This is a genomic window from Rhizobium sp. USDA 3886 (genome assembly GCF_056279785.1).
The window spans coordinates 1,162,543-1,175,349 of record NZ_JBWCDC010000001.1 but is presented as its reverse complement, the minus strand read 5'-3'; the positions used below and the strand labels follow the sequence as shown (position 1 = coordinate 1,175,349).

At 59.9% G+C, this 12,807-nt stretch carries 9 protein-coding genes and 1 pseudogene; 5 read left to right on the top strand and 5 right to left on the bottom strand.

From position 1 onward, the window contains the following. Nucleotides 1-308: 308 nt before the first annotated feature. Both ACZ9BX_RS06040 and fumC read right to left on the bottom strand, forming a co-directional pair. Entirely contained in the window at nucleotides 309-1,916 is a 1,608-nt protein-coding gene (locus ACZ9BX_RS06040) for a fumarate hydratase (RefSeq protein WP_476216412.1), read from the bottom strand. Between the two features lie 375 nt (nucleotides 1,917-2,291). Beyond that, nucleotides 2,292-3,683: a class II fumarate hydratase gene (fumC, locus tag ACZ9BX_RS06035; protein ID WP_027511845.1), complete on the bottom strand. Its 1,392-nt coding sequence runs from the start codon at nucleotides 3,681-3,683 to the stop codon at nucleotides 2,292-2,294. Nucleotides 3,684-4,095: 412 nt separating this feature from the next. Between fumC and ACZ9BX_RS06030 the strand changes: the two genes are divergently transcribed. Next, a complete protein-coding gene (locus ACZ9BX_RS06030) occupies nucleotides 4,096-5,958 on the top strand; it encodes a L,D-transpeptidase family protein (RefSeq protein ID WP_476216409.1) in 1,863 nt (620 codons plus the stop codon). Between the two features lie 257 nt (nucleotides 5,959-6,215). On the opposite strand, the gene ACZ9BX_RS06025 is transcribed toward ACZ9BX_RS06030, so the two are convergent. Continuing rightward, nucleotides 6,216-6,914 carry a TetR/AcrR family transcriptional regulator gene (locus ACZ9BX_RS06025; RefSeq protein WP_476216407.1) on the bottom strand — a complete coding sequence of 233 codons (699 nt, stop codon included), beginning with the start codon at nucleotides 6,912-6,914 and terminating at the stop codon, nucleotides 6,216-6,218. 187 nt (nucleotides 6,915-7,101) lie between these two features. On the opposite strand from ACZ9BX_RS06025, the gene ACZ9BX_RS06020 reads away from it, so the two are divergent. Beyond that, nucleotides 7,102-7,590: a RidA family protein gene (locus tag ACZ9BX_RS06020; RefSeq protein ID WP_476216405.1), complete on the top strand. Its 489-nt coding sequence runs from the start codon at nucleotides 7,102-7,104 to the stop codon at nucleotides 7,588-7,590. Nucleotides 7,591-7,749: 159 nt separating this feature from the next. Here ACZ9BX_RS06020 and ACZ9BX_RS06015 read toward each other — a convergent pair whose 3' ends face one another. Beyond that, nucleotides 7,750-8,508 (bottom strand): HAD family hydrolase, encoded by a 759-nt coding sequence (locus tag ACZ9BX_RS06015; RefSeq protein WP_476216403.1) that lies wholly within the window; start codon nucleotides 8,506-8,508, stop codon nucleotides 7,750-7,752. Between the two features lie 143 nt (nucleotides 8,509-8,651). Here ACZ9BX_RS06015 and rpiA point away from each other — a divergent pair, with 143 nt between their 5' ends. The 3 genes and pseudogenes from rpiA to gor all read left to right on the top strand — a co-directional run bounded on the left by rpiA (nucleotide 8,652) and on the right by gor (nucleotide 11,445). Next, entirely contained in the window at nucleotides 8,652-9,350 is a 699-nt protein-coding gene (gene rpiA, locus ACZ9BX_RS06010; RefSeq protein WP_027511840.1) for a ribose-5-phosphate isomerase RpiA, read from the top strand. A gap of 17 nt (nucleotides 9,351-9,367) precedes the next feature. Further along, nucleotides 9,368-9,947, top strand: a pseudogene (locus tag ACZ9BX_RS06005) (DUF2059 domain-containing protein). Nucleotides 9,948-10,059: 112 nt separating this feature from the next. Continuing rightward, nucleotides 10,060-11,445: a glutathione-disulfide reductase gene (gene gor, locus ACZ9BX_RS06000; protein WP_476216401.1), complete on the top strand. Its 1,386-nt coding sequence runs from the start codon at nucleotides 10,060-10,062 to the stop codon at nucleotides 11,443-11,445. Nucleotides 11,446-11,454: 9 nt separating this feature from the next. Here the strand turns inward: gor and ACZ9BX_RS05995 are convergent, their stop codons facing one another. Then, entirely contained in the window at nucleotides 11,455-12,795 is a 1,341-nt protein-coding gene (locus tag ACZ9BX_RS05995) for a TadE/TadG family type IV pilus assembly protein (RefSeq protein WP_132566996.1), read from the bottom strand. Between the last annotated feature and the right edge of the window lie 12 nt (nucleotides 12,796-12,807).

Sequence of the window (12,807 nt, the reverse complement as noted above, 5' to 3'; positions counted from 1 at the left end):
AGATTAGATGTGAATATTGTGGTTGTATGGCAAGGAAATACTAGAGAGTTGAAAATCAATGCGAATCTGAATCTTCTTCACAATTTACGCGTTCTGCCGCTGAAGACACCCACAAATTTTGCGGGAATTTATGACGAATGTTCACTTTTTGTGTCTTCGATTTGTTGACACTCGGCGTCGAAAGCGTCTCTTTTGTAAACGATGCGCCGTTTCAGGTTCTCTCTGAAGCGCCGCAGAGCAAGTTCCCTCGCCCCGTTTACGGGAAGGGTTAGGGTGAGGGGCATTCCAGCACGAGTCCGCCAAGCCGCTCAGCCGAGATTGAGTTCCTGGAAGAAGTCGTTGCCCTTGTCGTCGACGACGATGAAAGCCGGGAAATCCACGACCTCGATCTTCCAGACGGCTTCCATGCCGAGTTCCGGATATTCCAGGACGTCGACTTGTCTGATGCAATCCTGCGCCAAGCGGGCGGCCGGACCGCCGATCGAGCCGAGATAGAAGCCGCCATGCGCCTTGCAGGCTTCGCGCACGACGCGGGAACGATTGCCCTTGGCAAGCATCACCATCGAGCCGCCGAAGGACTGGAACTGGTCGACATAACTGTCCATGCGGCCGGCGGTTGTCGGGCCGAAGGAGCCCGAGGCGTAGCCGGCGGGCGTCTTTGCCGGGCCGGCATAGTAGACCGGGTGATTTTTCATGTAGTCCGGCATGCCTTCGCCTTTTTCCAAGCGTTCGCGGATTTTGGCATGGGCGAGGTCGCGGGCGACGACGATCGTTCCCGTCAGCGACAGGCGGGTCTTCACCGGATGCTTGCCGAGTTCGGCGAGGATATTTGCCATCGGCTGGTTGAGGTCGATGCGGACCATCGATTCCGACAGCTTCGTCTCGTCGATCTCCGGCATGTACTTGGACGGATCGGTTTCCAGCTGTTCGACGAAAATGCCGTCGCGGGTGATCCTGCCCCTGGCCTGACGGTCGGCGGAACAGGAGACGCCGAGGCCGATCGGCAGCGATGCGCCGTGGCGGGGCAGGCGGATGACGCGCACGTCATGACAGAAATACTTGCCGCCGAACTGGGCGCCGACGCCCATCTGCTGCGTGAGCTTGTGGATTTCTTTTTCCATCTCGATATCGCGGAAGGCGTGGCCGCTTTCGGAGCCTTCGGCCGGCAGGCCGTCAAGGTAGCGCGTCGAGGCGAGCTTGACGGTCTTGAGGTTCATCTCGGCCGAGGTGCCGCCGATGACGATCGCCAGATGATAGGGGGGACAGGCTGCCGTCCCCAGCGTCAGGATCTTCTCCTTGAGGAAGTCGATCATCCGGTCATGCGTCAGAAGCGAGGGCGTTCCCTGATAGAGGAAGGTCTTGTTGGCGGAGCCACCGCCCTTCGCGACGAAGAGGAAGTCATAGGAATCGGTGCCTTCCTCGTAGATGTCGATCTGGGCGGGCAGGTTGTTTTTGGTGTTCTTCTCCTCAAACATCTTGAGAGGGGCGAGCTGTGAATAGCGCAGGTTCTTCTTCTCGTAAGCGTCCATCACGCCCTTTGCGAGTGCTGCGTAATCGCCGCCTTCGGTCCACACCCGGCGGCCCTTCTTGCCCATGATGATCGCCGTGCCTGTGTCCTGGCACATGGGAAGGATGCCGCCGGCAGCGATATTGGCGTTTTTCAGGAGGTCGTAGGCGACAAAACGGTCGTTGTCGGTTGCTTCCGGATCATCGAGGATCGCGGCGAGCTGCTTCAGATGACCGGGCCGCAGCAGGTGGTTGATATCGGCAAAGGCGGTTTCGGCGAGCAGGCGCATGCCTTCGGGCTCGACGGTCAATATCTCCTGGCCCTTGAAGCTATCGACAGAGACATGGTCGCTGCTGATCTTGCGGTAGGGGGTGGTGTCCTTGCCGAGCGGGAAGAGATCGTCAGCCATCGAAGTGACCTTTCTTGAGAATTGGGCGGCGCGCAGTTTGGAACCGATCTAAATCCGGCGAGCGGCAAATGCAATCGGCAGCGATCATGAGGCCGCGCCTGCGCGACAAAAAGCCTGCCCGGCATGACCGGACGGGCCTCGATCCGATTTGGTCAGATCCGATTAGAACGAACGCTGCAAGCGGAAGAAGCCCTTTACGCCGTCTTCATCTTCATCGCCGTTATCGTGGTCCTGGCTGATGTAGTTGACGGTCAGCTTCGTCGACAGGTTCTCGACGATCTTGTAGTCGAGTGTTTCGTGTTGGCGATATCAGGGGAAACGTCCGGCCGCTCTGGCTTGCCGTATCGATTTCGCAGCGTGAAGCGATTGCGTCCGTTACTTCGGGCCGATCATCTGTTCGGGGCGGACGATCTCGTCGTACTGTTCGGAGGTGACGAGCCCGCTTGCAAGCGCTTCTTCCTTCAAGGTCGTGCCGTTCTTGTGGGCCGTCTTGGCGATCTTGGCGGCGTTGTCGTAGCCGATCGTCGGGGCAAGCGCGGTGACGAGCATGAGCGAGCGTTCCAGCCCGGCCTTGATATTGTCTTCGCGGGCTTCGATGCCGACGACGCAATTGTCGGTGAAGGAGATGGCGGCATCGCCGAGAAGCTGGACGGACTGCAGGAAGTTGTAGGCCATCATCGGGTTGTAGACGTTGAGCTCGAAATGGCCCTGGCTGCCGGCGAAGGTGAGCGCGGCGTGATTGCCGAAGACGTGGGCGCAGACCTGCGTTAGCGCCTCGCATTGCGTCGGGTTGACCTTGCCGGGCATGATCGACGAGCCGGGTTCGTTTTCCGGCAGCGACAATTCGCCGAGGCCTGCGCGCGGACCGGAACCAAGCAGGCGGATGTCGTTGGCGATCTTGAAGAGGGCGGCTGCCGCGGCATTGATCGCGCCGTGGCTGAAAACCATGCTGTCGTGCGAGGCGAGCGCCTCGAACTTGTTTGGCGCGGTGACGAACGGCATATCGGTAATCTTCGCAATCTCTCCGGCCACCTTTTCCGCAAAGCCGGCCGGCGCGTTCAGCCCGGTGCCGACGGCGGTGCCGCCCTGCGCCAGCTCGCAAAGGCCGGGAAGCGTCATCTCGATGCGCTTGATGGCTGAACCGACCTGGGCTGCATAGCCGGAGAATTCCTGGCCGAGCGTCAGCGGCGTTGCATCCTGGGTATGCGTACGGCCGATCTTGATGATGTGGTTGAACTCGACGACCTTCATGTCGAGGGCAGCATGCAGGTGCCTGAGGGCCGGCAGCAAGTGACGGTCGATTTGCTCGGCGCAGGCGATGTGCATCGCCGTCGGGTAGGTATCGTTCGAAGACTGGCTCATGTTGACGTGATCGTTCGGATGCACCGGCTTCTTGGAGCCCATGACGCCGCCGAGCATTTCGATCGCCCGGTTGGAGATCACTTCGTTGGCATTCATATTCGACTGAGTGCCCGAACCCGTCTGCCAGACGACAAGCGGGAAATGGTCGTTGAGCTTGCCGTCGATGACTTCTTGAGCGGCGTCGACGATCGCTTTGCCGATTGCCCGATCGAGCTGACCGAGTTCCATGTTCACCCGCGCCGCCGCCTGCTTGACGATGCCCAGGGCGCGCACGATCGACAGCGGCTGCTTTTCCCAACCGATCTTGAAGTTGCCAAGCGAACGCTGCGCCTGGGCGCCCCAGTATCGGTCGCTCGCCACGTCGATCGGGCCAAAGGTGTCTGTTTCGGTACGGGTCGAGGTCATAGCCATGCCTTCCTGTCGCATGCGCCGGAGCGCGTTCGTTTTAGGCCGGTCTTATAGGTCCGAACGCCTTCCAAGAAAACCGGGACGGAGACGAAATATGAAAGCATTATTCATGTTTTAGGGGTGTTCTTCGTGGTTTTTGGGACACGCTTGAAACTTTATGCCTCGAGGGCGCGTTTGACCACTGTGGCGATCGCGCGAAATTCGGTAAAAAATTAACTAATAATTTCATAATTTTGTGTGAACTGCTTGCCGGCGGCACGCTTTGACGGCGTCTCACAAGTTGTGCCGGTGCTTCTGGCGTTCGGAGCCGGTTTCTGCCAATGGACCGGGAAAGCCAGACTATATGAATTTTGAAATGGTTGGGCTTGGCCCATGCCAAGGACAGCGTGATACTGGGACTGGAAAAAGCATGACATCGTTTTTCAAGGGTGCGGTCTCCGCACTGGCACTTTCCTGCGGATTTGCGGCGATGGCCACGCCGGCGCACGCCTATACGCTGATGGACATGATTCGCGGCGACCGCGAGCGGACCCCGATCATCAATCCGGCCAATCCGGGCCAGTTCGGCGAGATGCCGGCCATGCCGCTGCCGAAGGTCAGCGGTCCGCGCTACTACACCTACAAGCCGGATGCGATGCGCTTCGTCGATATCGCCAAGTTTACCGAGCCGACGGTGACGGGGGCGATCGCGTCTGCATCCGGTCAAACGGTCATGGCGCCGGCGGGCGTCGAACGCCGGTTCCTCGCCGAAGCGAAGGTTCGCGCGGACGTAAATGTCGCAAAGACGCTCGAAGCCTATTACGGCGGCTCAAAGAACCCCTTCGTCTGGTTGGCGGGCACCGAGATCAACGATCGCGCCAAGGCGGCGATGACCTTCCTCGCTAGCGTCGATTCGGTCGGCCTCGATCCGGCTGACTACGCCGTCGACCTGCCGGTTGTCGATCCGGCCAATCCGGATCCGGCTGGCCGCGACCGCGCGCTTGCCCAATTCGAGCTGCAGCTTTCCGCGAAGGTGCTCGCTTATGTCCAAGACACGGTGCGTGGGCGCATCGATCCGAACAGGATTTCGGGCTACCACGATTTCAGGCGCAAGCAGGTCAACCTCGATCCGGTTCTGAAGCTGTCGCGCATGAGCCCCGATATCGGCGCCTATCTGACCAGCCGCACGCCGGACGGCCCGCAATTCGCAGCGCTCAAGGCGGAACTCGCCAAGCTCAAGGCCGAGACGGCGGGCGAAGAACCGATCACCATCTCGCTCGACCGGCTGCTGCGGCCGGGCGACAGTTCGCCGGAAGTCGCCAATATCGTCAAGGCGATCGGCAGGAACGGTTCACAAGCACTGAAGGCAGAGCACGCGGCGACATTGGCGGCTTACAGCGGTGGTTTCGATTATTCACCGGAGCTGGTTTCGCTGGTCGAGGATTTCCAGAAGGAACATAACCTGAAGCCAGACGGCGTGATCGGCCAGGCGACCGTTCGCATCATGACCGGCGGCGACAGCAACACTTCGAAGATTAAGAAGCTCACCGTCGCCATGGAGCAGGCGCGGTGGCTGCCGGAAGATCTCGGCTCGCGTTACGTCTTCATCAACCAGCCGGCCTTCATGGTCTATTACCACAACGACAACAAGGAACAGTTGTCGATGCGCGTCGTGGTTGGCCAGAAGTCCAACCAGACCTATTTCTTCCAGGACGAGATCGAGACCGTCGAGTTCAATCCCTTCTGGGGCGTTCCGCAGTCGATCATCATCAACGAGATGCTGCCGAAGCTGCGCGCCGATCCGAACTATCTCGACCGCCTCGGCTATGAAGTGGCGATCAACGGCCACGCGGTTCCGTCTTCCAGCGTCGACTGGTACGGCTCGACGTCCAATGTCTCCGTGCGCCAACCGCCGAGTGGCGACAATGCGCTAGGCGAACTGAAGATCTTGTTCCCGAACAGCCATGCGATCTACATGCATGACACGCCGTCGAAGAGCTTCTTCAAGCGCGACATGCGGGCGCTGAGCCACGGGTGCGTGCGTCTTGCCGATCCGCGCGCGATGGCGGCCGCCGTGCTCAACACGAGCGTGGCTGATGTGGCGAAGCAGATCGCCGCAGGCCAGAACAAGGCCGTCTCCGTGCCGCAGAAGGTGCCGGTCTACGTGTCCTACTTCACCGCCTGGCCGAACAAGGACGGCGCCGTCGAGTATTTCGACGATGTCTATGGCCGCGATGCCTATGTCGAGAAGGCATTCGAGGCGACGACGAAGGCACGCGACGCTCAGATCTGAGCGGCTTCGTTCCGGAATGAGGAGAGGGCGGTTTTTTGAGGCCGCTTTTTCTTTTTGGTTTGATGGTTCGAAAGTTCGGCGTTATGGCCGCGAGCGGCGGTTTATTGCCGCCCGACGCGACATTGTGACATTGTATTGTAGCGTATTGGGGTCAGGCGTGACGGGACCCGTGTCGCGGCAGTAACCCCGATACCCACGGCTCGGGCGCGCGATGTCGAGATAAACCAGCACCGTCCCGTCCAGGGAATGACGAATATTCATTGCCTCGGAGCGAGGCCATCAAGCAGGAAGTCGAGGCCTTTCCGGAAAGCGCCGTCCCAATCGTTATCCAACAGCAGACGAGAGCGTTCGATTGTCGGGTAGTGTTCGCTGAGACGTGTAAGGCGCTGCTGCGCGGCGGCCCTGTCGTCGTCCGAGAGGTCGAAGCTCGCCCGGGTGATGGTGGCACCCATTACATAGTTCCAGAGCGACCATATCGCGACGTTCAAATCTGCGTCCGCTACACCGGCCCTGGACAAGGTCTTGCTCAGCAGTTCCAGGCGACTGAGGATGTTCGGGCCGAGCGCCCGGCGCGGCAACAGCGATGCCGACCAAGGATGGCGCAGCATGCTGGCACGCCAGTCTTCGAGCATATGAACGACGTCCCCGCGCCAGCCTGGAGACTCAACGATTTGCGGCGGTCCGCGATATTCGAGAACCGAGTCGAGCGCCAGATCAAAGACTTTCTCTTTGTTGTCGACGTGCCAATATAGGCTCATCACGCCAGAGCCGAGGTGATCGGCCAGCCGGCGCATCTTCAATCCGTCGATTCCCTGGGCGTCCAGCAGTTCTACCGCAGTCGCCACGATACGTTCCAGAGACAGAGGCGGTTCGCTGCCAGGCTCCTGCACGGGCGGGAGTGACACACCTATCCGTTGAGACCGTTTGCTCTGCGCGCCGCTATGTTTGGCTGCCATCCGTCTTCCCTGCTGATCAGAACGTCGATTTAAGCCGGCAATGCGGCGAATGTCGATCCTGCCCGATTGACTCGTACGGCGTACGATGCGATTGAATTCGTACGCCGTACGAGTCAATCATATAGGCGATGTGTTAAAGTTCAATCCTGCCGGCCGCGAGGGCAGTCCGCAGAGCCAAGAGAAAATCATGTCACGCGCAATCAAGCATCTGCTTATCGGAGGGCTAATCATCATGACCATGGGAGTTCAAACTGCGGCGACCGCGAATGAGAATGATCTCAAGCTGACCATCGTCAATCCGAAAGGCCTCTATAATCCCGCCCCGAACGGCTACAGCCACGCCGTGATCGCTTCCGGCGGAAATCGGATTGCCTACATCGCTGGTCAAGGCGGAGAAGACAGCACCGGGACGCTGTCGCCCGATTTCGCGGTCCAAGTGGAACAGGCATATGCGAACCTGCGCACCGCGCTTGAGGGGGTCGGTGCGAAACCGAATCAGGTCATCAAGCTCACGGTCTTGGTGGTAGATCATGACCAATCCAAGCTCGGGGTGCTGACCAAGCACGTCAAGGAAACGTTCGGCGAGGCGCTGCCGGCACAGACATTGATCCCCGTGCCCAGACTGGCGCTCGACGGCATGCTCTTCGAGGTCGAAGCCGTCGTCGTGCTGGACTAGCGATGTCGGATCAGGCGCGATTGCCAACTGCGATAACGGGTTCCGATGGGGTACATAGGGGAACGTCGTCGGGCAAACATGCAACAATGTTCGCTCGTGACGCCAAGCTACCTCTAACGATCGGCGGTGGTGGCGGTGACTTTGGAGTGGTCGGTAGCTTCAACGAGAAACAGCCGCCGCGTTTGACCGCGCATAGTCGCGGATGACCGTTTCGACGAGGTCGGGCGTCAGTTCGTCGTAATGCAGGATGATCCGGTCCGGCCCCAGCGTTTCGACCGGCACGTCGGAATAACCGAAGGGGACGGCGATCGAGGGGACGTTGGCGTTTCTCGCGACGGCGATGTCGTTGAGGCTGTCGCCGATCATGATGCTGCGCGCCGGCGTTCCGCCGGCGCGTTCGATCGTGCCTGTCAGGTGCTGCGCATCGGGCTTGCGGACGGCGAAGGTGTCGCCGCCGGTGATGGCGTCGAAATAGCTGGTGAGGTGGAGTTTTCGCAGAAGCGTCAGCGCAAGCGATTCCAGCTTGTTGGTGCAGACGGCGAGCTTATACCCCTTGATTTTTAGGGTATCCATTGCAGCAACCAGGCCGGGATAGGGCTGCGTATGACCGGGCATCGTGTCGGTATAATGGGCGATGAAGCGTTCCAGTAGCGGCGGCAGTTCGGTCTCAGACAGCCGATGACCGCGCAGTTTGCAGGCGCGCTCGATCATCACTTTGGCGCCGTGTCCGACGAGGTGGGTCAGATCGGCATAGGTCACGGGCGCGAGATCGAGCGCGGCGATCGTGAAATTCAGGCTTTCGACGAGATCGGCATGGGTATCGAGCAGCGTGCCGTCGAGATCGAATACGACAAGAGCAGGGGTCAAGGAAATCGCCTCTTCATGAAATTCGGTCTGCCCGCAGTAGGTGATGGGCATTGAAAAAGCAACGCCAAGACTATGGCCGCAACGCCGCAGCGCGATGCTTTCGCATTTCGGTTTCCTGCTATTATTTTGGCTTTCGTTTGCCATACGAGCCGTGTAAACAGCACATCCAACGAAACAATGGGAGAAGGCGGCGCATGGACGCCCGCGAAATGAAGATCAAGGCTGCCGAGGCGGCACTCGCCCATGTCGAGAGCGGAATGCGCCTCGGGATCGGGACGGGAAGTACGGCCGAGGAATTCGTCCGCCTGCTTGCTGAGAAGGTTGCGGGCGGCCTCAAGGTCGAGGGAGTTCCGACGTCGGAGCGCACGGCGCGGCTTTGCGTCGAGCTCGGCGTGCCGCTGAAATCGCTCGACGAACTTCCCGAACTCGACCTAACGGTCGACGGCGCCGACGAAGTCGATGCGGCGCTGCGCCTGGTCAAGGGCGGCGGCGGGGCATTGCTGCGCGAAAAGATCGTCGCGGCGGCTTCGGACCGCGTGATCGTGATTGCCGACGAAACGAAGCTGGTCGAGACGCTCGGCCGCTTTCCGCTGCCGATCGAAGTCAATCCCTTCGGCCTCGTTTCCACGCGGATCGCGATCGAAAGGAAGGCCGCGAAGCTCGGCCTTACGGGCAGCCTGACGCTGCGCCAATCCGGTGACGGCGAGTTTACGACGGACGGCGGCCACTACATCATCGACGCATCTTTTGGCCGCATTCCTGATGCAGAGGCGCTTTCGGGCGAGCTGAATTCGATACCCGGCGTCGTTGAGCACGGGCTTTTTCTCAATATGGCGTCACTTGCGATCATCGCCGGTCCAGCGGGTGCGCGCACGCTGCAGGCGAACAGATAACAGGAGCATTGAAACTCATGAAGAAATTTGCAGGTCTTGGCCGTTTTGCCGCCGCGACGGTTATTCTCTCCGGCATCGCTTTCGGCTCGGCTGCGCAGGCGCAGGAAATTTCCGACGAGCAGATGAAGGCCGCGCGCGCAGCCGTGGCCGCGATCGGCGCAACGGCGCAGTTCGACAACATCTTGCCGGGCCTCGCCGAACGCCTGAAGGCCGGCCTCATCCAGGATTCGCCGAACTACGAGGACGTGATCAGCGCCACCGTCGACGCGCAGGCGCTTGCGCTTGCACCGCGCCGCGCCGATCTCGAGAAGGAAGCGGCAACGAACTATGCGAAGGCTTTCACGCTTGAAGAGCTGAAGGCCATCGCCGACTTCTACAGCTCGCCTGTCGGCAAGAAGCTTCTGACGGACGGCCCCATCGCATCGCGCGAGACGAATAGGGCGGCCGATATCTGGGCGCAGGGCATCGCCCGCGATCTCCAGAAGAACGCCAGCACCCGAGCTCAGCAAAGTCATCAAGGTCGAGCCGGCACCGCAACCCGCGCCCGCGGGCGAACAGCCGCCTGCAAATACGCCGGCTCCGGCTGCAAAGCCCTGATACGGCCGACATAATTGCAAGAGCCCGGCAATCGTCCGGGCTTTTGTTTTTGCAGGCACAGATACTATATCCATCGAACCATTCCCGCCGATTCCTACCGGAGCGTCCGTCCATGTCTTCCTATGATTACGACCTCTTCGTCATTGGCGGCGGCTCGGGGGGCGTCAGAAGCGCGCGCGTTGCCGCGTCACTCGGCAAGAAGGTGGCGATCGCCGAGGAATACCGCTACGGCGGCACCTGCGTCATCCGCGGCTGCGTGCCGAAGAAGCTGTTCGTCTATGCGTCGCAGTATCACGAACATTTCGAGGATGCTGCCGGGTTCGGCTGGACGGTCGGAGAAAGCGCTTTCGACTGGAAGAAGCTGATCGCCGCCAAGGACGTTGAAATCGCGCGGCTGGAGGGGCTCTACAAGAAGGGGCTTTCCGGCGCCAATGCGGAAATTCTCGAGACGCGCGCCGAACTTGTCGGTGCGCACACGATCCGGCTGGTGAAGACCGGGAAGGTTGTGACGGCGAAGACGATCGTGATTGCGACCGGCGGCCGGCCGAACCCGCATGCGGCGCTACCAGGGCACGAGCTTTGCATTTCCTCCAACGAGGCCTTCCATCTCGAAGAGCTCCCGAAGGCGATCGTGATTGCGGGCGGCGGCTATATCGCCGTGGAATTCGCCAATATCTTCCATGGACTGGGCGTCGAGACGACGCTGGTCTATCGCGGGGCGGAAATCCTCTCGCGCTTCGACCAGGATCTGCGCCGCGGCCTGCATGAGGCGATGGTCGCCAAGGGCATCCGTATCCTCTGCCATGACACGTTGGAAATGGTGTCGAAGGGCGCAGACGGGCTTGTCATCGAGACCTTGAACAACGGTATGCTGAATGCCGGCGTCGTGCTGCTGGCGCTCGGGCGCGATCCGAATACCGAAGGCCTCGGGCTTGAGGCGGCCGGCGTGAAGACGAACGAGCGCGGTGCGATCGTGGTCGACGAATATTCGCGGACGAGCGCCGAAAACATCTATGCGCTCGGTGATGTCACCGACAGGGTACAGCTGACACCGGTCGCTATCCACGAGGCGATGTGCTTCATCGAGACGGAATACAAGAACAATCCGACGAAGCCGGATCACGAGATGATCGCAACGGCTGTCTTTTCCCAACCCGAGATCGGCACGGTCGGCCTTTCGGAAGAGGAGGCGGCAAAACGCTACAGGGAGCTCGAAGTCTATCGCGCGCAGTTCCGGCCGCTCAAGGCGACGCTTTCCGGCCGGGCTGAAAAGATGCTTATGAAGCTGATCGTCGATGCCGAAAGCCGCAAAGTCGTCGGCGCCCATATCCTCGGACACGACGCAGGCGAGATGGCGCAGATCCTCGGCATCACGCTGAAAGCCGGATGCACCAAGGAAGATTTCGACCGCACCATGGCCGTGCACCCGACGGCGGCCGAAGAGCTCGTCACGATGTATGTGCCGAGCTATCGCATTCGGGATGGGAAGCGCGTTTAGCGCCTGCCGTCAGCTTGTGAGGCGTGGCGTGCTGACGATCTTCTCGAAGAGCGCCTTCATCGCTGTTTCGATGCCCTGTGTCAGGGATACCTTAAAAAAGAAGCCGGGGCTTGCACATTCTTGCATTCGGGCGGCGATGCTGCCGTCGAAGGGTTTGACCCAATCTTTCCAGAAGTTATTGTCCTCCAGGGGCAGATAGGTCGTATAGAGAACGGCTATCTTGATATTCTTTTTCTTCAGGTCTTCGCAGAACTTCGTATCGATCGGCTCGATGCAGCGGGTGCCATTCCTGGCTCCCTTTGGGCTGGTGCAGCCGTGCGGCTTGTAGCTGTCACCAACACCATCTGAGACGAAGAAGACGATCTTCTGGCGGTCAGCACTACTCGTGCCTTGGCCGGGAATTTCCTTGATCTCTTTTTCGATTTTGGTCAGCGCATCGTCGAAGCTGGTCTGCTGATCTTCGTTGTAGTTCTGATAGGGAATGCTCATTAGCTTGATCTTTTCAGTCGCAGACGCGATCGTCGAAAGGTTTTCGTCTAGTTCAGCAACCTTGAAAAGCTGCGCATCTTGGGCTGTCTTGCCGAAGGTGTAAGCGGCCATGCGGAACTGGCCCTTGACGGTCTGGGTTTGTTCGGCCGTTTCCATTAGTGCCTTCGTCGCTTGGGCAACCACATCAATGCGGATCGGGATGTTGTTGTTCAGTGCGACATTGTAGTAGCTGTTTTTATCTTCGACACCTTGTTCGGAAACGATATGACATGCAAAGGCGCACTTGACGTCCTTGCCTTTGGCATTGCCAAACCGTGTGGCATTTTTCATATTCTCGATGGCCTCTATTGTGGCCGCGACGCCCATGGAGGGCGTGTTGTCCAGCAGCATGTAGAAGTCCATGTAGGACGGTGTCTGGTATCGCGCCGTCGCCGCGCCCCCAACGGTGACACTTTCGCGGCCCAGAAGCTGCATGAAGGTGGTCGACATGGCCGCACTGAAGGCCACGCGAGATTCAATAACGGTGCCGGTCTTCGTAACGTTGACCTCGACGTCAACTGCTAGCTCGCTCGCTTCGCCGGCCATCTGGCCCATGAAAAGCTTTCGTGCGTCTTCGGAACCAACAGTGATGGTCCCATCACCCTGCATGGTCATGGCTTTGGCCACCGCCGGCGATTTCTCTGAAATGGCACCCACGGCCGCTGCGTCCGCTGCCGCATAAAGCTGCGTCCTGAGGCTGAGCGCGTGGGCGAAGTCGATCGCCATGCCGGCGGAGCCGAGGAGCGGCACGGCTAGCAATGCGGTCATGATTCCAAAATTTCCCGAACGATCGGCCGCAAGGCGGCGCGCCAGCTTCTTCATACCATTCCCCAG